The 21,058-nt window shown below is 62.2% G+C and carries 21 protein-coding genes and 1 pseudogene; 10 read left to right on the top strand and 12 right to left on the bottom strand.

Annotation, left to right across the window (positions count from 1 at the left end; translation table 11 throughout):
- Positions 1-224 precede the first annotated feature (224 nt).
- Together typA and thiI are read right to left on the bottom strand one after the other, a co-directional pair.
- The gene (gene typA / locus NTD82_RS19190; protein WP_262129827.1) at positions 225-2,048 is read right to left on the bottom strand and encodes a translational GTPase TypA; all 1,824 of its coding nucleotides are present in this window, start codon (positions 2,046-2,048) and stop codon (positions 225-227) included.
- A 129-nt stretch (positions 2,049-2,177) separates the two neighbouring features.
- Positions 2,178-3,632 (bottom strand): tRNA uracil 4-sulfurtransferase ThiI, encoded by a 1,455-nt coding sequence (gene thiI / locus NTD82_RS19185; RefSeq protein WP_262129826.1) that lies wholly within the window; start codon positions 3,630-3,632, stop codon positions 2,178-2,180.
- Positions 3,633-3,961: 329 nt separating this feature from the next.
- Here thiI and glnA point away from each other — a divergent pair, with 329 nt between their 5' ends.
- The 5 genes and pseudogenes from glnA to ntrC all read left to right on the top strand — a co-directional run bounded on the left by glnA (position 3,962) and on the right by ntrC (position 9,288).
- Positions 3,962-5,368 (top strand): type I glutamate--ammonia ligase, encoded by a 1,407-nt coding sequence (glnA, locus tag NTD82_RS19180; RefSeq protein ID WP_095155806.1) that lies wholly within the window; start codon positions 3,962-3,964, stop codon positions 5,366-5,368.
- Positions 5,369-5,593: 225 nt separating this feature from the next.
- Positions 5,594-5,998: pseudogene (locus tag NTD82_RS19175) on the top strand (cupin domain-containing protein); the annotation flags it as partial.
- Positions 5,987-6,514 carry a gamma subclass chorismate mutase AroQ gene (gene aroQ / locus NTD82_RS19170; protein ID WP_262129945.1) on the top strand — a complete coding sequence of 176 codons (528 nt, stop codon included), beginning with the start codon at positions 5,987-5,989 and terminating at the stop codon, positions 6,512-6,514. The pseudogene NTD82_RS19175 and the gene aroQ, both read left to right, overlap by 12 nt.
- 255 nt (positions 6,515-6,769) lie before the next feature.
- A complete protein-coding gene (gene glnL / locus NTD82_RS19165; RefSeq protein WP_095155805.1) occupies positions 6,770-7,855 on the top strand; it encodes a nitrogen regulation protein NR(II) in 1,086 nt (361 codons plus the stop codon).
- A complete protein-coding gene (ntrC, locus tag NTD82_RS19160; RefSeq protein WP_095155804.1) occupies positions 7,852-9,288 on the top strand; it encodes a nitrogen regulation protein NR(I) in 1,437 nt (478 codons plus the stop codon). Before glnL ends, ntrC begins: the two co-directional genes overlap by 4 nt.
- Positions 9,289-9,582: 294 nt before the next feature.
- Here the strand turns inward: ntrC and NTD82_RS19155 are convergent, their stop codons facing one another.
- Entirely contained in the window at positions 9,583-10,023 is a 441-nt protein-coding gene (locus NTD82_RS19155) for a hypothetical protein (RefSeq protein ID WP_095155803.1), read from the bottom strand.
- On the opposite strand from NTD82_RS19155, the gene trmL reads away from it, so the two are divergent.
- Entirely contained in the window at positions 10,022-10,477 is a 456-nt protein-coding gene (gene trmL / locus NTD82_RS19150) for a tRNA (uridine(34)/cytosine(34)/5-carboxymethylaminomethyluridine(34)-2'-O)-methyltransferase TrmL (RefSeq protein WP_095155802.1), read from the top strand. The two genes, NTD82_RS19155 and trmL, sit on opposite strands and share 2 nt — an antisense overlap.
- 70 nt (positions 10,478-10,547) lie before the next feature.
- Here the strand turns inward: trmL and secB are convergent, their stop codons facing one another.
- From secB to NTD82_RS19135, 3 genes are read right to left on the bottom strand one after another with little or no spacing between them, the layout of a single operon-like run.
- A complete protein-coding gene (secB, locus tag NTD82_RS19145) occupies positions 10,548-11,036 on the bottom strand; it encodes a protein-export chaperone SecB (RefSeq protein WP_095155801.1) in 489 nt (162 codons plus the stop codon).
- Between the two features lie 40 nt (positions 11,037-11,076).
- Positions 11,077-11,331, bottom strand: coding sequence for a glutaredoxin 3 (gene grxC / locus NTD82_RS19140; RefSeq protein ID WP_095155800.1), 255 nt, complete (start codon positions 11,329-11,331; stop codon positions 11,077-11,079).
- A gap of 1 nt (position 11,332) precedes the next feature.
- A complete protein-coding gene (locus tag NTD82_RS19135) occupies positions 11,333-11,749 on the bottom strand; it encodes a rhodanese-like domain-containing protein (protein WP_095155799.1) in 417 nt (138 codons plus the stop codon).
- Positions 11,750-11,954: 205 nt separating this feature from the next.
- On the opposite strand from NTD82_RS19135, the gene gpmI reads away from it, so the two are divergent.
- The 4 genes from gpmI (at position 11,955) to NTD82_RS19115 (ending at position 17,122) form a co-directional block, all read left to right on the top strand.
- Positions 11,955-13,490: a 2,3-bisphosphoglycerate-independent phosphoglycerate mutase gene (gpmI, locus tag NTD82_RS19130; protein ID WP_262129825.1), complete on the top strand. Its 1,536-nt coding sequence runs from the start codon at positions 11,955-11,957 to the stop codon at positions 13,488-13,490.
- A 142-nt stretch (positions 13,491-13,632) separates the two neighbouring features.
- Positions 13,633-14,931, top strand: a complete 1,299-nt coding sequence (locus NTD82_RS19125) for a murein hydrolase activator EnvC family protein (protein ID WP_262129824.1) — start codon at positions 13,633-13,635, stop codon at positions 14,929-14,931.
- A gap of 89 nt (positions 14,932-15,020) precedes the next feature.
- The gene (locus NTD82_RS19120; RefSeq protein WP_095155796.1) at positions 15,021-16,355 is read left to right on the top strand and encodes a S41 family peptidase; all 1,335 of its coding nucleotides are present in this window, start codon (positions 15,021-15,023) and stop codon (positions 16,353-16,355) included.
- Positions 16,355-17,122: a divergent polysaccharide deacetylase family protein gene (locus NTD82_RS19115; RefSeq protein ID WP_262129823.1), complete on the top strand. Its 768-nt coding sequence runs from the start codon at positions 16,355-16,357 to the stop codon at positions 17,120-17,122. The genes NTD82_RS19120 and NTD82_RS19115 overlap by 1 nt, the downstream gene beginning before the upstream one ends.
- Here NTD82_RS19115 and NTD82_RS19110 read toward each other — a convergent pair.
- From NTD82_RS19110 to hisB, 6 genes are all read right to left on the bottom strand, one after another.
- A complete protein-coding gene (locus NTD82_RS19110) occupies positions 17,113-17,841 on the bottom strand; it encodes a substrate-binding periplasmic protein (protein ID WP_262129822.1) in 729 nt (242 codons plus the stop codon). The genes NTD82_RS19115 and NTD82_RS19110 overlap by 10 nt on opposite strands.
- A 100-nt stretch (positions 17,842-17,941) precedes the next feature.
- On the bottom strand, positions 17,942-18,712 hold the full coding sequence (gene hisF, locus NTD82_RS19105; protein ID WP_095155793.1) for an imidazole glycerol phosphate synthase subunit HisF: 771 nt from the start codon (positions 18,710-18,712) through the stop codon (positions 17,942-17,944).
- A 10-nt stretch (positions 18,713-18,722) separates the two neighbouring features.
- Positions 18,723-19,460, bottom strand: a complete 738-nt coding sequence (gene hisA, locus NTD82_RS19100; RefSeq protein ID WP_095155792.1) for a 1-(5-phosphoribosyl)-5-[(5-phosphoribosylamino)methylideneamino]imidazole-4-carboxamide isomerase — start codon at positions 19,458-19,460, stop codon at positions 18,723-18,725.
- A 41-nt stretch (positions 19,461-19,501) separates the two neighbouring features.
- Positions 19,502-19,762 carry a DUF2164 domain-containing protein gene (locus NTD82_RS19095; protein ID WP_262129821.1) on the bottom strand — a complete coding sequence of 87 codons (261 nt, stop codon included), beginning with the start codon at positions 19,760-19,762 and terminating at the stop codon, positions 19,502-19,504.
- Entirely contained in the window at positions 19,762-20,400 is a 639-nt protein-coding gene (hisH, locus tag NTD82_RS19090; RefSeq protein ID WP_095155790.1) for an imidazole glycerol phosphate synthase subunit HisH, read from the bottom strand. The genes NTD82_RS19095 and hisH overlap by 1 nt, the downstream gene beginning before the upstream one ends.
- On the bottom strand, positions 20,400-20,993 hold the full coding sequence (gene hisB / locus NTD82_RS19085; protein WP_110972331.1) for an imidazoleglycerol-phosphate dehydratase HisB: 594 nt from the start codon (positions 20,991-20,993) through the stop codon (positions 20,400-20,402). The genes hisH and hisB overlap by 1 nt, the downstream gene beginning before the upstream one ends.
- Positions 20,994-21,058: the final 65 nt, after the last annotated feature.

The raw sequence follows: 21,058 nt of genomic DNA, 5'->3' as shown, positions 1-21,058 counted from the left end.
CTCCTTGTAGGAGCGAGCTTGCTCGCGAAGGACCGCACAGCGGTCCCAAATCCTGTTACATCAGATGCTGGATTGACTGCGGCTCGTGCTGAATGGTTTTGGGACCGCCTTGCGGTCCTTCGCGAGCGAGCTCGCTCCTACAGTGCTCTGAGCCTGGCAATAAACAGCGGAAACAAAAACGCCCCCGGTCTTTCGACCGGGGGCGTTTTCATTTCAAGCCAGGCTTAGTTGGCCTTGGCTTTCTTCGCAGCGCGGGTACGCTCGCTTTCGTCCAGGATCTTCTTGCGAAGACGGATGGACTTAGGCGTCACTTCACACAGCTCGTCTTCCTGGATGTATTCCAGGGCCTGTTCCAGGGTGAAGCGAACAGGCGGAACCAAGGCGATGACTTCGTCTTTACCCGAAGCACGCATGTTGTCGAGCTTCTTGCCCTTGGTAGGGTTGACGCCCAGGTCGTTGTCGCGGCTGTTCTGGCCGACGATCTGGCCGTTGTAGACCTCTTGACCGTGCTCGACGAACAGCTTGCCGCGCGCCTGCAGGGTTTCCAGCGAGTAGGTAAGGGCTTTGCCGGTTTCAACCGAAACCAGTACGCCGTTCTGACGGCCGGACATGTGGCCGGACTTCACGGTGTCGTAGCGATCGAAGATCGAAGTCAGGATGCCTGCACCGTTGGTCAGGGTCAGGAACTGGTTACGGAAACCGATCAGACCACGGGCCGGGATGTTGTATTCCAGGCGTACACGGCCCTTGCCATCCGGGACCATGTTGGTCAGGTCGCCTTTACGCAGGCCCATCTCTTCCATGACCTTGCCCTGGGACTCTTCAGGGATGTCGATGGTGACGTTTTCGAACGGTTCCTGCTTCACGCCGTCCACTTCACGGATGATCACTTCCGGACGGCCCAGGGCCAGTTCGAAGCCTTCGCGACGCATGGTTTCGATCAGTACCGAGAGGTGCAGCTCGCCACGGCCCGAGACCTTGAACTTGTCTGGGGAGTCGGTTTCTTCAACGCGCAGGGCAACGTTGTACAGCAGCTCTTTGTCCAGACGGTCTTTGATGTTACGGCTGGTGACGAACTTGCCTTCCTTGCCGCAGAACGGCGAGTCGTTGACCTGGAAGGTCATCGAAACGGTAGGTTCGTCGACGGTCAGCGGCTTCATCGCCTCAACGGCATCAGGGGCGCACAGGGTGTCGGAGATGAACAGCTCGTCGAAACCGCTGATGCAGACGATGTCGCCAGCCAGGGCTTCTTCGACGTCGACGCGGTGCAGGCCGTGGTGGCCCATCAGCTTGAGGATACGGCCGTTACGCTTCTTGCCGTCAGCGTCGATGGCAACAACCGGGGTGTTCGGCTTGACGCGACCACGGGCAATACGGCCAACACCGATAACACCCAGGAAGCTGTTGTAGTCCAGAGCGGAGATCTGCATCTGGAACGGGCCGTCACGGTCAACAGCTGGCGCTGGAACGTGGTCGATGACCGCCTGGTACAGGGCAGTCATGTCTTCGCCCATTGCGGTGTGGTCCAGACCGGCAATGCCGTTCAGGGCCGAGGCGTACACCACCTGGAAGTCCAGTTGGTCGTCGGTGGCACCGAGGTTGTCGAACAGGTCGAAGATCTGGTCCAGAACCCAGTCAGGACGCGCGCCCGGACGGTCAACCTTGTTGATCACGACGATCGGCTTCAGACCGGCTTCGAAGGCCTTCTTGGTCACGAAACGGGTTTGCGGCATAGGGCCGTCTTGAGCGTCGACCAGCAGCAGAACGGAGTCGACCATCGACATCACGCGCTCTACTTCACCGCCGAAGTCGGCGTGGCCGGGGGTGTCGACGATGTTGATGTGGTAGCCATTCCAGTTGATGGCGGTGTTCTTCGCCAGAATGGTAATGCCGCGCTCTTTTTCCTGGTCGTTGGAGTCCATGACGCGCTCGTCGTTGAGCTCGTTACGCTCCAGAGTGCCGGACTGACGCAGGAGTTTGTCGACCAGGGTGGTTTTACCATGGTCAACGTGGGCAATGATGGCGATGTTGCGCAGATTTTCGATCACGTGGTGTATCTCGATCAGAGGATTCGGGTTGCCACCCAGTCTAGGTGGCGAATATGAATGAACGGCGCTCAGCGGACCCGTCGGTCGGGAGGGCGGTGGCGGATACTGCCGCCATACAGCCCGGGCGTCTTATGTCGGACGATAAACGCGCACATTGGCATGTCCCTCACTCAGCAAGTGGTGAGCGTGCAGCCGGCTCATCACACCCTTGTCGCAATACAGCAGGTACTGGCGCGTAGCATCCAGTTCCTTGAAGCGACTGTTGAGGGCATAGAACGGCAAGGTCTGGACCTCGATGCCGTCCAGTTCCAGGGGCTGGTCTTCCTGGGCGTCGGGGTGACGAATATCGATCACCACGTGCCCGGCCAGCGCCTGGCTGACTTCTTCGATCTGGATATCCTGGCCAAGTTCATCGATCACGTTGTCGATCGAGACCAGGCGAGCACGCTCCAGAGCGCGCTCCAGCACGGCCATGTCGAACTGCTTCTCTTCGTGGTCGACACGGTGACGCTTGGCGCAGGTAGTCGGGTTCACCGAAATCACGCCGCAATACTCGGGCATGTGCTTGGCGAATTCGGCGGTGCCGATTTCGTAGGCCTGGTCGATGATGTCTTGCTTGTGGCTGGCCAGCAGCGGGCGCAGTACCAGCTTCTCGGTGGCCGAGTCGATCACCGCGAGGTTCGGCAGGGTCTGGCTCGACACCTGGGAAATCGCCTCGCCGGTCACCAGTGCATCGATCTGCAGGCGGTCGGCGATGTTGCTGGCGGCGCGCAGCATCATGCGCTTCAGGGTCACGCCCATATAACTGTTGTCGACCTTGCCGAGGATCTCGCCCACCACTTCCTCGAACGGCACGCTGACGAACAGCACGCGCTGGCTGCTGCCGTATTTCTTCCAGAGGTAGTGAGCAACTTCCATCACGCCCAGCTCGTGCGCACGGCCACCCAGGTTGAAGAAGCAGAAATGGGTCATCAGGCCACGACGCATCATCTGGTAGGCGGCGACGGTGGAGTCGAAACCACCGGACATCAGCACCAGGGTCTGCTCCAGCGCGCCCAGCGGGTAACCGCCGATGCCTTTGTGCTGGTTGTGGATCACGTACAGGCGCTTGTCACGAATCTCGATGCGCATCTGGACTTCAGGGGTGCGCAGGTCGATGCCGGCGGCTCCGCACTGCTGGCGCAACTGGCTGCCAACATAACGGTCGACGTCCATCGAGGTGAAGTCGTGGTGGCCGCCGCGCTTGCAGCGCACGGCGAAGCGCTTGCCGGCCAGCAGGTGGCCGAAGTGCGCCTTGCACTTGGCGACGATATCGTCGAAGTCGCCCAGCGGGTATTCATCAACCTGCAGGAAATGCGCGATACCCGGCGTGCAGCTCAGGCGCTCGGTCATCTCGCGCAGCACCTTCTCGTCTTCGATGCGGGTCACCACCTCGAGGTTGTCCCAGACACCGTCGACCGCGAGCGCAGGATCGAGGTCCTTGAGCACGGTGCGAATGTTGCGGGCCAATTGACGGATGAAACGCTTGCGAACCGGCCGGCTCTTGATGGTGATTTCTGGGAAGACTTTGACGATTAGTTTCATGAAAACAGCGCGCGAGTGGCCAGCCGAAAAAGGGGGGCGCGGATTATAGCGGAAATTGCTCAAGGTTTGACCAACTTTTGTACAGAAGGTTTTCGCTGCACTGTTTTGGGTCACCTCGACAAATTTACGCGCCTAAAGAGTGCACAAAAAAGCCGGAAATCCGCCAGGACTGGCTGAAACGCTTGAGATTGGGGCAAAAATTCCACTTCGGGGCACTGGCATGCAATTTGCTCCCTTGTGAGGCAGGTTGCCTTGGCCGAGTATTCGCGCCCGGCATCACCCAAATTAAAGGGCTGCACAGGCAAGCTCTACCCCACCCGGAGGACACTATGTCGAAGTCGGTTCAACTCATCAAAGATCATGACGTTAAATGGATTGATCTGCGCTTCACTGACACCAAAGGCACTCAGCACCACGTGACCATGCCAGCCCGTGATGCGCTGGATGACGACTTCTTCGAAGTCGGCAAGATGTTCGATGGTTCCTCCATCGCTGGCTGGAAAGGCATCGAAGCCTCCGACATGATCCTGATGCCGGTTGACGATACTGCCGTCCTCGACCCGTTCACCGAAGAGCCGACCCTGATCCTGGTCTGCGACATCATCGAACCTTCGAGCATGCAAGGCTACGACCGCGACCCACGTGCGATCGCCAAGCGCGCTGAAGAGCACCTGAAAAGCACCCTGATCGGTGACACCGTATTCGCCGGTCCAGAGCCAGAGTTCTTCATCTTCGACGAAGTGAAGTTCAAGTCCGACATCTCCGGCTCGATGTTCAAGATCTTCTCCGAGCAAGGTTCCTGGATGTCCGACCAGGACGTCGAAGGCGGCAACAAAGGCCACCGTCCAGGCGTCAAAGGCGGCTACTTCCCTGTTCCGCCGTTCGACCATGACCACGAAATCCGTACTGCCATGTGCAACGCACTGGAAGAAATGGGTCAGACCGTCGAAGTTCACCACCACGAAGTGGCGACTGCCGGCCAGAACGAAATCGGCGTCAAGTTCAACACCCTGGTGAAGAAGGCCGACGAAGTTCAAACCCTGAAGTACGTCGTGCACAACGTTGCCGATGCCTACGGCCGCACCGCGACCTTCATGCCGAAGCCTCTGTATGGCGACAACGGCTCGGGCATGCACGTTCACATGTCGATCTGGAAAGACGGCAAGAACACCTTCGCTGGCGAAGGCTATGCCGGCCTGTCCGATACCGCCCTGTACTTCATCGGCGGCATCATCAAGCACGGTAAGGCTCTGAACGGTTTCACCAACCCTTCGACCAACTCCTACAAGCGTCTGGTTCCAGGCTTCGAAGCCCCGGTAATGCTGGCCTACTCGGCTCGTAACCGTTCCGCTTCGATCCGTATCCCTTACGTTTCCAGCCCGAAAGCCCGCCGTATCGAAGCGCGCTTCCCGGACCCGGCTGCCAACCCGTACCTGGCCTTCGCAGCACTGCTGATGGCCGGCCTGGACGGTATCCAGAACAAGATCCACCCTGGCGATGCCGCCGACAAGAACCTGTATGACCTGCCGCCTGAAGAGGCCAAGGAAATTCCACAGGTTTGTGGCAGCCTGAAAGAAGCCCTGGAAGAGCTGGACAAGGGCCGCGCGTTCCTGACCAAGGGCGGCGTGTTCTCCGACGACTTCATCGATGCCTACATCGCTCTGAAATCCGAAGAAGAAATCAAGGTTCGTACCTTCGTACACCCACTGGAATACGAGCTGTACTACAGCTGCTGATTCCAGCGTGACACAAGGGCGGCATGAAAATGCCGTCCTTGGCGCTCACCCAAAATGCCCCGGCTTGCCGGGGCATTTTTTTTGCGCGCGTGATGAGGCTGCCGTGCTGCAAAATTGAAAACGGCTTCGCGCTGAAAGGCTCTTTTCAGACATCAAAATAAGCCCCCTCTGATCGTTCCGCTGCCCGGCCTCGCCCATGCTGTCTCGCCCTTTACCGAGATCAGCATGATGCGTTTCCTTGCGCTACTTTCGTTGCTTATCCCTCTCGTTGCCTGCGCTGCACCCACCCCTCACTCCGGTATCGAATCCCGGGTACTCCTGCGCAGCACCCAGGCATGGGACGGCTCACCCTATACCCGCTATCCCGATGGCCAGCCGGAACTGACCCTGCTGAAAATACGCATTCCGGCCCACACCACCCTCGACTGGCACCGCCACCCGATTCCCAATGCCGCCTACCTGTTATCGGGTGAACTGCTGGTCGAAACGCCAGGCGGCGCACAGCAGACACGCCTGAAAGCCGGTGATGCAGTGGCGGAGATGGTTGATGGCATTCACCGCGGCAAAACGGGCAGCCAGCCCGCCGAGCTGATGGTGTTCTACGCGGGCAGCGAGAGCATGCCGCTGTCGCTGGCCGCCACAACGGACGAGGAATTTCAGGAGCCGGGAACCGAAGCGCTGCAAGCGCTGCTCGACAGCATCGAGCAACGCCTTGAGCTCGCTGAAGCGGTCGCACTGAACAAATGGGACACAGGCCAACCCGTACACGCCGCCGCCCGTGAACGCCAAGTCCTCGCCAACGCCCGCTCCCTGGCTGCGCAACACGGGCTGAGCGAACAACGAGTCGATGATTTCTTCGCTGACCAGATCGAAGCCAACAAGCTGCTTCAATACAGCGCGCTGACACGCTGGCTCGCCGAGGGCGGCGCGCCGTCAATACCACGCATGGACCTGGCCACTCAGCTACGCCCGCGCCTGGACGCCTTGCAAGGCGAGTTACTGGAAAACCTTGCCGCCCTGGACCTTGCACGACCCGCCCACTGCCCGCGAATGACCTCCCGGCTGATCGAACAGCGCAAGCTTGGCCCGCAACGCAACCTTGCCTTGATCCGCGCCAGCGCCCAATTGTGTAACCCCCAACCCTGACCCCACCTATGCTCTATATTGGTGCGTGCAATTGCATGCACCTACGCCCTTCACACCAATTTGGGTCATAAATTCTTCCTGCTCAGGCGTTTGTAGGCCTTTTTCGGGCAGATTCAGGTGATTCTCCGGGGATTCCGCTTCTTTTCGGAGCCTTGGTTTGCTTTTTGCATTTTCCTCGCATCAGCGGAATACCAGCGCCCGCGTCCCTGGCTAGCACCAGGCCCGAAATGTGCCAAAAGAGGTCAAAGACGCCACATGACCATCAGCGATGCACTGCACCGATTACTACTGGACAACCTGACCACCGCCACCATCCTGCTCAACGCCGAACTGCGCCTTGAGTACATGAATCCGGCGGCGGAAATGCTCCTGGCCATCAGCGGCCAGCGCAGCCATGGCCAGTTCATCAGCGAGCTGTTCACCGAATCGACCGAAGCACTGCACTCCCTGCGCCAGGCCGTGGAGCACGCGCATCCGTTCACCAAGCGCGAAGCCATGCTCACCTCGCTGACCGGCCAGAGCCTGACCGTCGACTACGCCGTCACACCGATCCTCAACAGTGGCCGGACCCTGCTGCTGCTCGAAGTGCATCCGCGCGACCGCCTGCTGCGCATCACCAAGGAAGAAGCGCAACTGTCCAAGCAGGAAACCACCAAGATGCTCGTGCGCGGCATGGCCCACGAAATCAAGAACCCGCTGGGCGGCATCCGCGGCGCAGCACAGTTGCTGGCCCGCGAGCTGCCCGACGAAGGATTGAAGGACTACACCAACGTCATCATCGAAGAAGCCGACCGCCTGCGGAACCTGGTGGACCGCATGCTCGGCTCGAACAAGCTGCCGATGCTCGCGCTGACCAACGTCCATGAAGTGCTTGAACGGGTCTGCAGCCTGGTCGAGGCCGAAACCCAGGGTGGCATCACTTTGGTGCGCGACTACGACCCGAGCCTGCCGGACGTCCTGATCGACCGCGAACAGATGATCCAGGCCGTGCTCAACATCGTGCGCAACGCCATGCAGGCGATCAGCGCGCAGAACGAACTGCGCCTGGGCCGCATCACCCTGCGCAGCCGCGCCATGCGCCAGTTCACCATCGGCCATATCCGCCATCGCCTGGTGGCCAAGATCGAAATCATCGACAACGGCCCCGGCATCCCCGCGGAACTCCAGGACACCCTCTTCTATCCCATGGTCAGCGGCCGCCCGGACGGCACCGGGCTGGGCCTGGCCATCACCCAGAACATCATCAGCCAGCATCAGGGCCTGATCGAATGTGACAGCCATCCCGGCCACACCACCTTCTCGATCTTCCTGCCACTGGAACAAGGAGCCGCTTCCTCATGAGCCGTAGTGAAACTGTCTGGATCGTCGATGACGACCGTTCCATCCGCTGGGTCCTGGAAAAAGCCTTGCAACAGGAAGGCATGACCACCCAAAGCTTCGACAGTGCCGATGGCGTCATGAGCCGCCTGGCCCGCCAGCAGCCGGATGTGATCATTTCCGATATCCGCATGCCGGGCGCCAGCGGCCTCGACCTGCTGGCGCAGATTCGCGAGCAGCATCCGCGGCTCCCGGTGATCATCATGACCGCGCACTCCGACCTGGACAGCGCGGTGGCTTCGTATCAGGGCGGTGCCTTCGAGTACCTGCCCAAGCCGTTCGACGTCGACGAAGCCGTCTCGCTGGTCAAGCGCGCGAACCAGCATGCCCAGGAACAACAGGGCGGTGACGTGGCACCCACCCTGACCCGCACCCCGGAAATCATCGGTGAAGCGCCGGCGATGCAGGAGGTGTTCCGCGCCATCGGTCGCCTGAGCCATTCCAACATCACCGTGCTGATCAACGGCGAGTCCGGGACCGGTAAAGAGCTGGTAGCCCACGCCCTGCACCGTCACAGCCCGCGCGCGGCAGCACCCTTCATTGCCCTGAACATGGCGGCGATTCCGAAAGACCTGATGGAATCGGAGCTGTTCGGCCATGAAAAAGGCGCCTTCACCGGCGCCGCCAACCTGCGCCGCGGCCGCTTCGAACAGGCCGACGGCGGCACCCTGTTTCTCGACGAAATCGGTGACATGCCCGCCGACACCCAGACCCGCCTGCTGCGGGTGCTGGCCGATGGCGAGTTCTACCGGGTCGGTGGTCATGTGCCGGTCAAGGTCGATGTGCGCATCATCGCCGCGACCCACCAGAACCTGGAAACCCTGGTCCAGGCCGGCAAGTTCCGCGAAGACTTGTTCCACCGCCTGAACGTGATCCGCATCCATATCCCGCGCCTGGCCGACCGCCGCGAAGACATCCCGACCCTGGCCCGCCACTTCCTGGGCCGCGCGGCTCAGGAGCTGTCAGTCGAGCCCAAGCTGCTCAAGGCAGAGACCGAGGAGTTCATCCGCAACCTGCCGTGGCCGGGCAACGTGCGGCAACTGGAGAACACCTGCCGCTGGATCACCGTCATGGCCTCCGGCCGTGAAGTGCACATCGGCGACCTGCCGCCGGAGCTGCTGAGCCTGCCGCAGGACGCGGTGCCGGTGACCAACTGGGAACAGGCGCTGCGCCAATGGGCCGACCAGGCGTTGTCCCGCGGCCAGTCGAGCCTGCTCGACAGCGCCGTGCCGAGCTTCGAGCGGATCATGATCGAGACGGCTCTCAAGCACACCGCTGGCCGCCGTCGCGATGCCGCCGTGCTGCTGGGCTGGGGTCGCAACACCCTGACCCGGAAGATCAAGGAGCTGGGCATGAAGGTCGATGGCGCGGATGACGGGGACGACGAAGAATCCTGATTCGCCGCTGAACACGACGCGGGGCAGGCACCTCCCACAGAGTTTCTGTGACGAGGGCCTGCCCCGCGGTCGTTTCAGCCGGGCGAAGGCACGAATGCCCCATTGATGAACCGAAAAAGCCCGCGGCGCACCGCCTGAAGGCAAAAATCCCCGCGAATCGGCCGCCGTACCCGCGAAAACGTTCTGAAACCCTTGTGATCAGCGGGTTTCGCAAAGTTGGCACGGCGTCTGCATTAATACAGACATCTCCAGTTTTGGGGACCTTGGTACAGGCAGGCCGGGGATTCCCCTCTTTTATTCGTGCAGTCTCACCTGCACTCGCCAGCGGTCCTCCACTGACTCACCCGCCCAGCGGGCCTGCAGTGGACGGGCCGCCACCAGGCTCAGCAGCAGCCCCTTATCACTCTTGCGTATCCGCCAGCTCACCGGCTTACCGTCGTAGGTCAACTGGCCCTTCTGGCTCTTCCCTTCCGCTTCGAACAACACCGCCACGGTGCCCTCGACCATTTCGCCGTGCAGCTTGGGTTCTTCGTTGAACCACAGGTCCAGCCCACCAGCGACCACCTCCACACGCTCCAGCACCCGTGGTTCGGGCGCGGTCAGGCGACCGATCATCAGGCCCACCAGCATTCCGAACAGCGCCAGGGAAAACAGCACCCGCGGCCAGGATTTCGAACGCGGGTCCGGTTCGTCAGGAGTAGAATGCGCGTCATCTTTAAACTCGGAGCCGTGCATGTTTCACGTGATCCTTTTTCAACCAGAAATTCCGCCGAATACCGGCAACATTATCAGGCTCTGCGCCAACAGCGGTTGCGACCTGCACCTGATCGAGCCGCTGGGCTTCGAACTGGACGACAAGCGGTTACGGCGCGCCGGCCTGGATTACCACGAGTACGCCACCCTCAAGCGCCATAGCGACCTGGCGTCGTGCCTGGAAAGCCTGGGGCAGCCGCGCGTGTTTGCGTTCACCACCAAGGGCTCGCAGCCGTTTCACGAAGTCGCCTTCGAACCGGGCGATGCGTTCCTGTTCGGGCCGGAGAGCCGCGGGCTGCCAGCGGAGGTGCTGGATGCGCTGGAAAGCGGCCAGCGCCTGCGGTTGCCGATGCGGCCGGGGTGCCGGAGTTTGAATCTGTCCAATACGGTCGCCGTGGCTGTTTACGAGGCCTGGCGGCAGCAAGGTTTCGTCTGATCGCGACGGTTCGGCCTCAAAACAAAAAAGCGCCTTCAGAGGCGCTTTTTCATTCCAGCAAGACCATCGCTTATTGCAGCGAAGGCGCCTCGCCAGCTTCCTGCATGCGCTGCATTTCTTGCGCGTACAGGGCGTCGAAGTTCACCGGGGACAGCATCAGGGCCGGGAACGAACCACGGGTCACCAGGCTGTCCAGCGCTTCGCGAGCGTACGGGAACAGGATGTTCGGGCAGAACGCGCCGAGGGTGTGGCTCAAGGACGCACCGTCGAGGTTCTTGATCAGGAAGATACCGGCCTGCTGCACTTCAGCGATGAAGGCAACTTCGTCGCCGTTTTTCACGGTAACCGACAGGGTCAGCACGACTTCGTGGAAGTCGCCTTCCAGGCCTTTCTGCTTGGTGTTCAGGTCCAGGGCAACGCTCGGCTCCCACTGCTGACGGAAGATCGCCGGGCTTTTCGGCGCTTCGAACGACAGGTCACGCACATAGATGCGCTGCAGGGAGAATTGTGGTGCGCTATCTTCGGCAGCCGAGGCGCCGTTGGTCTGTTGCTCAGTCATGGCAGATCCTTCTTTGCAGGGTCTTTAGAGGGTTTTGGATTCAAGCGTTGAGCAGCGCATCCAGCTTGCCGGCGCGCTCCAGCGCATAGAGGTCATCACAACCACCGACATGGGCGCCGCCGATCCAGATCTGCGGCACCGAGGTACGGCCGGCTTTCTGGGCCATTTGCGCGCGTACCTGAGGCTTGCCGTCGACCTTGATTTCTTCGAAGTCCACCCCTTTGCTCGCCAGCAGCTGCTTGGCGCGGATGCAATAGGGGCAGTAATCGCTGGAGTACACGGTGACCTGGGTCATGTCACTTCACCAGCGGCAGGTTGTCGGCTTTCCAGCTCGACACACCACCGGACAACTTGGCGGCAGTGAAACCGGCCTTGAGCAGGTCGCGGCAGATGGCGCCGGCGTGCTGGCCCATGTTGTCGACCACGATCAGGGTCTTGTTCGCCTTGTGCTTTTCCAGCTCGCCGATGCGGGCGGCGAACTTGTCCTGCGGGATGTTCACGGCGCCGACGATGTGGCCTGCGGAATATTCCTTGGTCGAACGGATGTCGATCACCAGGCCCTTGTCGCCATTGACCAGTGCGGTCAGTTCGCCATTGCTCAGGCTGCGGCCGCCCTTGCGTGCTTCGGTGACGATCAGCAGAACCAGCAGAACGGCGAAGATGGCAACCAGCAGATAGTGATTTGTTGCGAATTCAATCAGGTGAGCAACCATTGGGAGGGTGTTCCGGGCCGTTAAAAATGTCGGCCAGTATACACAGCAGCCATGGGCCGCCAAAGCCTGCTTGACCCTGTTGTCGACAGCAATTCTCACCTTCCCGGTACTGTCCGTCGGGACGCCAATACGCGGAATTCGTCAAGGCTGGCCAATTTGCCCTAAAATGCGGGTCTTTCTCATCTACAACCGTGAGTAGATTTTGATGACGAGCACGCCCAAGCCTTTGGTCCTGATCATCCTGGATGGTTTCGGTCACAGCGAAAGCCCCGAGTACAACGCCATCTTTGCCGCCAACACACCCGTCTACGATCGCCTGCGCGCCAACCAGCCGCATGGCTTGATCTCGGGCTCCGGCATGGATGTCGGCCTGCCCGACGGACAGATGGGCAACTCCGAAGTCGGCCACATGAACCTCGGCGCCGGCCGGGTCGTGTATCAGGACTTCACCCGGGTGACCAAGGCGATCCGCGACGGCGAGTTCTTCAAGAACCCCGTGCTCACGGGCGCAGTGGACAAGGCGGTCAGCGCCGGCAAGGCCGTGCACATCCTCGGCCTGCTCTCCGACGGCGGCGTCCACAGTCATCAGGACCACTTGGTCGCCATGGCCGAACTGGCCGCCCAGCAGGGTGCCGAGCGCATCTACCTGCACGCCTTCCTCGACGGCCGCGACACCCCGCCGAAAAGCGCGCAATCCTCCATCGAACTGCTCGACGCCGCCTTCGCCAGACTGGGCAAAGGCCGCATCGCCAGCCTGATCGGCCGCTACTTCGCCATGGACCGCGATAACCGTTGGGACCGTGTCAGCGCCGCCTACAACCTGATCGTCGACAGCGCCGCCGACTTCAGCGCCGACAGCGCCGTTGCCGGCCTGGAAGCGGCCTACGCCCGTGGCGAGAGCGACGAGTTCGTCAAAGCCACCCGCATCGGCGACGCCGTGAAGGTCGAAGACGGCGACGCCGTGATCTTCATGAATTTCCGCGCCGACCGCGCCCGCGAGCTGTCCCGCGCGTTCGTCGAACCCGAGTTCAACGAATTCCCCCGCGCCCGCCTGCCGAAAATGGCCGCCTACATCGGCCTGACCCAGTACTCGGCGAAAATCGCCGCGCCGGCCGCCTTCGCGCCTAGCAGCCTGGAAAACGTGCTGGGCGAGTACCTGGCGAAAAACGGCAAGACCCAACTGCGCATCGCCGAAACCGAGAAATATGCCCACGTCACCTTCTTCTTCTCCGGTGGTCGCGAAGAGCCGTTCGAAGGCGAAGAGCGCATCCTGATCCCGTCGCCGAAGGTCGCCACCTATGACCTGCAGCCGGAAATGAGCGCGCCGGAAGTCACCGACCGCATCGTCGAGGCCATCGAGCAGCAGCGCTACGACGTGATCGTGGTCAACTACGCCAACGGCGACATGGTCGGTCACACCGGCGTGTTCGACGCGGCGGTCAAGGCCGTCGAGGCGCTGGACGGCTGCGTCGGTCGCATTGTCGAGGCGCTGGACAAGGTCGGTGGCGAAGCCCTGATCACCGCCGACCACGGCAACGTCGAGCAGATGGAAGACGAGTGCACCGGCCAGGCGCACACCGCGCACACCACCGAGCCGGTGCCGTTCATCTATTACGGCAAGCGTGACCTGAAGGTCCGCGAAGGCGGTGTGCTGGCCGACGTGGCGCCGACCATGCTGACGCTGATGGGGCTGGAAATTCCGAAGGAAATGACCGGGACGTCGATTCTCGTCAAAGCCTGAACCTGAGGGCCCGCCTCGCGAAGCGGCCCGAAGATCAGCGGAATTCCGGACAAACGCCCCAAAGCAGTTGCTTCGGGGCGTTTTTTTTGGCGTCAACGGCGGGCATACTAGGCCAGTCTCCATCCCTGGTTATCGCCATTCCATGCTTCGCGCCCTGATCCTTATCGCCTTGACCTGCCTGCTCGGCCCGGCCTTCGCCGACGAGCGCGCGCAAACCCAGCAACAACTGGACGCCACGCGCCAGGACATCGCCGAGCTGAAGAAAAAACTCGGGCAACTGCAGGAGGAGAAATCCGGCGTGCAGAAAGACCTGCGCGGCACCGAAACTGACATCGGCAAGCTGGAGAAGCAGGTGGAGGACCTGCAAAAAGAACTAAAAAAGACCGAGGGCGAACTGGAGCGCCTCGACACTGAAAAGAAAAACCTCCAGTCCGCCCGCATCGAACAACAACGCCTGATCGCTATCCAGGCCCGCTCCGCCTACCAGAACAACGGCCGCGAGGAATACCTGAAGCTGCTGCTCAACCAGCAGAATCCGGAAAAATTCGCCCGCACCCTGACCTATTACGACTACCTGAGCCAGGCCCGCCTGGCGCAGTTGCGTGCCTTCAACGAAACCCTGCGCCAACTGGCCAATGTCGAAAAAGACATCGCCCACCAGCAGGCGCAGTTGCTGGTCCAGCAAGGCACCCTCGACGCCCAGCGCCAGGACCTGGAAAAGACCCGCGCCGAGCGCCAGGAAATCCTCGCCAAGCTCAACGGCACCCTGAAAGACAACGACCAGAAGCTCGCCGCCCGCCAGCAAGACCAGGCCGAGCTGGGCCGCGTGCTCAAGACCATCGAAGAAACCCTCGCCCGCCAGGCCCGCGAGGCCGAGGAAGCCCGCCAGCGCGCGCTGCTGGCGGCGCAGGAAGCCGAGAAGAAGCGCCAGCAGGAGGCCGCCCTGGCCACCCGCGACACCAAGGATGACACCCCGAAAAAGCCGAAAAGTACGCCTGGCCCGCTGGTTTCCAGCGACGGCGCGGTGTACGGCGGCGCTTTTTCTGCGGCACAGGGCAAACTTCCCTGGCCGGTCAATGGTCGACTGTTGGCGCGCTTCGGCGAAACCCGGGGCGATGATGCCCGGGCCAAGTGGGACGGCGTGATGATCAGTGCATCGGCCGGTAGCCAGGTTCATGCAGTGCACGGCGGGCGCGTGGTGTTCGCCGACTGGTTGCGCGGGGCCGGACTTCTGGTCATTCTCGACCACGGTAACGGTTACCTCAGTCTGTACGGTCACAACCAGACCTTGCTCAAGGATGCCGGCGACATCGTCAAGGCCGGCGAGGCGATCTCCACCGTTGGCAACAGCGGTGGTCAGAGCACCCCGGCGTTGTACTTCGCCATCCGCCAGCAGGGTCGGCCGACCGACCCGACGCAATGGTGCCGTGGCCAGGGATAGGCCTCGCCTCTCTATTTCACGCGCTGGCCGCCTGGCGGCTGACGCGATGCTCCATACGGGGCACACACAGGATCAGGAGTTCGTTCGACATGCTGCATTCGCCTCGCCTTACCTCGCTGGCCCTGGCCGTTGCCCTGATCAGTGGCGCGTCCCTGGCCTTCGCGGCCGAGCCCGCCAAGCCGGCGGCGGTCGCACCGACGACGGTCACCGCCAAGGCTCCGCTGCCGCTGGACGAGCTGCGCACCTTCGCCGAGGTCCTGGACCGCATCAAGGCGGCCTATGTCGAACCGGTGGATGACAAGACCCTGCTGGAAAATGCCATCAAGGGCATGCTCAGCAACCTCGATCCGCACTCCGCCTACCTCGGCCCGGAAGACTTCCAGGAGCTGCAGGAAAGCACCAGCGGCGAATTCGGCGGCCTCGGCATCGAAGTCGGCATGGAAGACGGCTTCGTCAAGGTGGTCTCGCCCATCGACGACACCCCGGCCTCCCGCGCCGGCATCGAGGCCGGCGACCTGATCGTCAAGATCAACGGCCAGCCGACCCGCGGCCAGACCATGACCGAAGCCGTCGACAAGATGCGCGGCAAGATCGGCGAGAAGATCACCCTGACCCTGGTCCGCGACGGCGGCACGCCATTCGACGTGACCATTGCCCGCGCGGTCATCCAGGTCAAGAGCGTCAAGAGCCAACTGCTCGAAGACGGCTACGGCTACATCCGCATCACCCAGTTCCAAGTCAAGACCGGCGAGGAAGTCGGCAAGGCCCTGGCCAAGCTGCGCAAGGACAACGGCAAGAAGCTCAGCGGCGTGGTCCTCGACCTGCGCAACAACCCTGGCGGCGTCCTGCAATCGGCGGTCGAAGTGGCCGACCACTTCCTGACCAAGGGCCTGATCGTCTACACCAAGGGCCGCATCGCCAACTCCGAGCTGCGCTTCTCCGCCGACCCGGCCGACGCCAGCGAAGGCGTGCCGCTGGTGGTACTGATCAACGGCGGCAGCGCCTCGGCTTCGGAGATTGTCGCCGGCGCCCTGCAAGACCAGAAACGCGGCGTGCTGATGGGCACCGACAGCTTCGGCAAGGGCTCGGTGCAAACCGTGCTGCCGCTGAACAACGACCGTGCGCTGAAGATCACCACCGCGCTGTACTACACGCCCAACGGCCGCTCGATCCAGGCCCAGGGCATCGTCCCGGACATTGAAGTGCGCCAGGCGAAGATCACCAGCGAGCAGGACACCGAAAACTTCAAGGAAGCCGACCTGCAAGGCCACCTTGGCAACGGCAACGGTGGCGCCGACCGGCCTTCGACCAGCAAGGCGACGGCGGGCAAGACGGGCAAGAAGGCCCGTCCGCAGGACGATGACTACCAGCTCAGCCAGGCCCTCAGCCTGCTCAAGGGCCTGAGCATCACCCGCGACAAGTGATGCGCGCGTTCCTCTTTACCCTGCTCTGCCTGCTGACCGGCGCCGCCTTTGCGGCGCCGGCCCAGCCGCAGCGAGCTTATCTGAGCGTCATCATTGATGACCTCGGCCAAAGCCCTGACCGCGATTCCCGCACCCTCGCCCTCCCCGGCCCCGTCACCCTGGCGATCATGCCGGACACGCCCCACGCCACCGACTTCGCCCGCCAGGCCCACCACGCCGGACGCACGGTGATTCTGCATATGCCCATGGACCCGGCGACCGGCCCCTACGCCTGGCATCCTGGCACGCCGCTGCCGGAACTGGAAAAACGCCTGAATGCCGCTCTGCTGCGGGTGCCTTACGCCGCCGGCCTCAACAACCACATGGGCAGCCGCATGACCGCGCAACCGGAAGCCATGGCCTGGTTGATGGGCGAGTTGCAACGCCGCGACCTGTTCTTCGTCGACAGCCGCACCAGCGCCGCCACCGTGGCGGCGGCCAAGGCGCAAACGCAGGGGCTGGCCAGCGTATCGCGGGATGTGTTCCTGGATGATGTGCGCACCAGCGAAGCCATTGCCGGGCAGTTGCGCCTGGCGGTGGAACTGGCACGCCGGCAGGGCACCGCGGTGGTGATCGGTCACCCTTATCCACAGACGCTTGAGGTGCTGGAACGCGAACTGCCGCGGCTCAAGGGCCAAGGCGTTGATCTGATCGAGCTGCGCCAGATGATCGCCGAGCGCAGCAACCGCGCCATGCCGGCGCACGGCAAAGGCGGGATCTACAGGTAGCGGGCGAAGGTCGCGTCGACGAAGCCTTCTTCGCGCATCTGCTCCAGGCTGTCCTGCAGCTTTTTCACCACCTCATCCGGCACCTGCTTGTTCAGCGCCAGGTACAACTGGGAACCGTTGAAGCGCAGTACCGTCTTGAACGCGGTCATGCCGATCTGCCGGGCGAGGTAGCGGCCAGCGGGGTCGCCGGTAGCCCAAAGATCGATTTCGCCGCTGTAGAGCTTCTTGGCATTGTCTTGATCGCGCAGGACCAGCACCGGCTTCAGGCCACTCTTCGCCAGGCTCTCGGCAATGGCATCGCCTTTGTAGGCGCCAATGCGCAGGCCCTTGGCCTGTTCCAGGCTATCGAGCCGGATGTCGCTGGTTTCCCGCGCCAGCAGCACCCAGTCATCCGGGCCCAACGGGCCGACCCACTTGAACAGGTTTTCGCGGTCCGGCTGGCGAGCCATGACGAAAACGCCGTGATTGGGGGTGTCCCTGGCCTGCTGATAAACCCGCGTCCAAGGGAAACGCAGGGTCATGCTGTAAGAGACGTCGGCGCGGCGGAACATCTCTCGCACCAGATCGGCAGCGATGCCCTGGATTTCCGGCTCGCGCGCGAAGCTCTTGCCGTCGGTGGACATGTTGTAGGGCGGGAAGTTTTCGGTGAGCAGGACCAGAGGTTCGGTGGCCTGGGCTGTGGTTGCGAGGGAGAGGAGGAACAGGAGTCGAGTGAGCATTCGAGAGGCCTGGAGATTAGCTATCGCGAGCAAGCTCGCTCCTACAGTTAGTCGCTCGGACCCTGTAGGAGCGAGCTTGCTCGCGATGGGCTACTAAATATCAGCGAACAACAATCCCGCGCTGCGCCATATAAGCCTTGGCCTCCGGCACGGTGTACTCGCCGAAGTGGAAAATACTCGCCGCCAATACTGCGCTGGCATGACCTTCAAGGATGCCGTCAGCCAGGTGCTGCAGGTTGCCCACGCCACCGGACGCGATTACCGGGATACCCAGCGCGTCGCTGATGGCCCGGGTGACGCCGAGGTCGAAGCCGCTCTTCATGCCGTCCTGGTCCATGCTGGTGAGCAAAATTTCACCAGCCCCCAGGCCTTCCATCTTCTTCGCCCACTCCACCGCGTCCAGCCCGGTGGGCTTGCGGCCGCCGTGCGTGAAGATCTCCCAGCGCGGCGCTTCGCCCGGGCCGGAAACCTTCTTGGCGTCGATCGCCACGACGATGCACTGCGAACCGAAATGCGCCGCCGCTTCGCCAACGAACTCCGGGTTGAACACCGCCGCGGTGTTGATCGACACCTTGTCGGCACCGGCATTGAGCAGGTTGCGGATGTCCTGTACGGTGCGCACGCCGCCGCCCACGGTCAGCGGGATAAATACCTGGCTGGCCATGCGCTCGACGGTGTGCAGCGTGGTGTCACGACCATCGACGCTGGCGGTGATGTCGAGGAAGGTGATTTCGTCGGCACCCTGCTCGTCGTAGCGACGGGCGATTTCCACCGGGTCGCCGGCGTCACGGATGTTCTCGAACTTGACGCCCTTCACGACCCGGCCGTTGTCCACGTCCAGGCAAGGGATGATGCGTTTGGCCAGGGCCATGGCGTTCTCCTCAGCCTTTGTAGGTGTCGCAGAAGGCTTGCGCCTCGGCGACATCCAGGGTGCCTTCGTAGATCGCCCGGCCGGTGATGGCGCCGATGATTCCCGGGGCCTTGGCGTCGAGCAGGGCTTTGATGTCGCCCAGGTTGTGGATGCCGCCGGAAGCGATCACCGGGATCTTCGTGGCTTCGGCCAGGGCCTTGGTGAACGGTACGTTGCAGCCCTGCATCATCCCGTCCTTGGCGATGTCGGTGTAGACGATCGCGGAGACGCCGTCAGCTTCGAAGCGCTTGGCCAGGTCGATGACCTGTACCGAGCTGACTTCAGCCCAGCCGTCGGTGGCGACGAAACCGTCCTTGGCGTCCAGGCCAACGATGACCTTGCCCGGGAAGGCGCGGCAGGCTTCGGCGACGAACTCAGGCTGCTTGACCGCCTTGGTGCCGATGATCACGTAGCTGACGCCGGCCTTGACGTAGTGCTCGATGGTTTCCAGCGAACGGATACCGCCGCCGATCTGGATCGGCAGGTTCGGGTAGCGCTTGGCAATGGCGGTAACCACTTCGCCGTTGACCGGCTGGCCTTCGAAGGCACCGTTCAGATCGACCAGATGCAGACGGCGGCAGCCACCTTCAACCCATTTGGCGGCCATGCTCACCGGGTCGTCGGAGAATACGGTGGAATCTTCCATGCGGCCTTGGCGCAGACGTACGCAAGCACCGTCCTTGAGATCGATAGCGGGGATAATCAGCATCTGGAAAACCTGTCTATTCGGTAAACAGTGAGCCCGGGAAGTCAGTTCTTCTCGAGCGACCACAGGTCGCTCTCGATGCTCTCGAAGCGCTCTTTGAGATGCGCCTGAACATCGAAAATCGCCCTGTTGTAGTAATGCGGCGCAATTTCCTTGCTGAACAGCTCCAGCACCTCGGCCACCTCGAACGAACCCAATTGCAATTCGAAGCGGTCTTCGAGAAAGCGCTTGAGGGTGCTCAGCGCCTCACGCTCCTGCTCGGGGGTGAGGGTGATCGTGGGGGCCTTGTTACCGGAGCGGCTCATTACCAGCGGCCATCCCAGCCAGCGAAGTTCTGCAGCAATTGCAGGCCATGGGTATGGCTCTTCTCCGGGTGGAACTGGGTGGCGAAGCGCGAGCCTTCGGCCAGCGCCGCGGCGAAATCGACACCGTAGTGGCCGCGACCGACCACCTGGGACGGCTTGCCCGACTCGATGTAGTAGCTGTGCACGAAGTAGAAGCGCGCCTGGTCGGGAATGTCGTGCCAGAGCGGGTGGTCGACGCTTTGGCTGACCTGGTTCCAGCCCATGTGCGGCACTTTCAGGTGCTCGCCGTCTTCATGCAGGTCTTTGCCGAAGAAGCGCACTTTGCCGGGGAACAGGCCGATGCCATCGACACCGTCGTTCTCCTCGCTGTGCTCCAGCAGGGCCTGCATGCCGACGCAGATGCCGAGGAACGGACGGTCCTGGCTGACTTCCCGGACCAGGGCGTCGAAGCCCAGGCGGCGGATTTCAGCCATGCAATCGCGCATCGCGCCGACGCCGGGGAACACCACGCGATCGGCCTCGCGAATCACCGCGGCATCGCTGGTGATCAGCACCTTGCCGGCGCCCACGTGCTCCAGGGCCTTGGACACCGAGTGCAGGTTGCCCATGCCATAGTCGATAACGGCAACGGTCTGCATCAGAGGCAACCCTTGGTCGAAGGCATCTGCCCGGCCATGCGATCGTCCAGCTCAACGGCCATGCGCAGCGCGCGGCCGAAAGCCTTGAACACGGTTTCGATCTGGTGGTGGGTGTTGTGCCCGCGCAGGTTGTCGATGTGCAGGGTGACGTTGGCGTGGTTGACGAAGCCCTGGAAGAACTCCTGGAACAGGTCCACGTCGAAGTTGCCGACGCTCGCGCGGGTGTACGGCACGTGCATCTGCAGGCCCGGACGGCCGGAGAAATCGATGACCACCCGCGACAGCGCTTCGTCCAGCGGCACGTAGGCGTGGCCGTAGCGGCGGATGCCTTTCTTGTCACCGATGGCCTGGTTGAAGGCCTGGCCGAGGGTGATACCGACGTCCTCGACGGTATGGTGATCGTCGATATGCAGGTCGCCCTTGCACTCGATGTCCAGGTCGATCAACCCGTGCCGGGCGATCTGATCCAGCATGTGCTCGAGAAAAGGCACGCCGATATCGAATCGGGCCTTGCCAGTGCCATCCAGGTTGATCGAGGCTTTGATCTGGGTTTCCAGAGTATCGCGCTCGACGGATGCCTTACGTTCGACCATCACCAGCTCCGCAAAATCATTAGGCGAAAAAGGCGGTCATTATAGGCCCAGAACGTCGCATCTTG

It is taken from the genome of Pseudomonas sp. 5P_5.1_Bac1 (assembly GCF_025466015.1).
GTDB lineage: Bacteria > Pseudomonadota > Gammaproteobacteria > Pseudomonadales > Pseudomonadaceae > Aquipseudomonas.
Note: the sequence above shows the minus strand (reverse complement) of the source record. Positions and strands in the feature narration are given on the sequence as shown.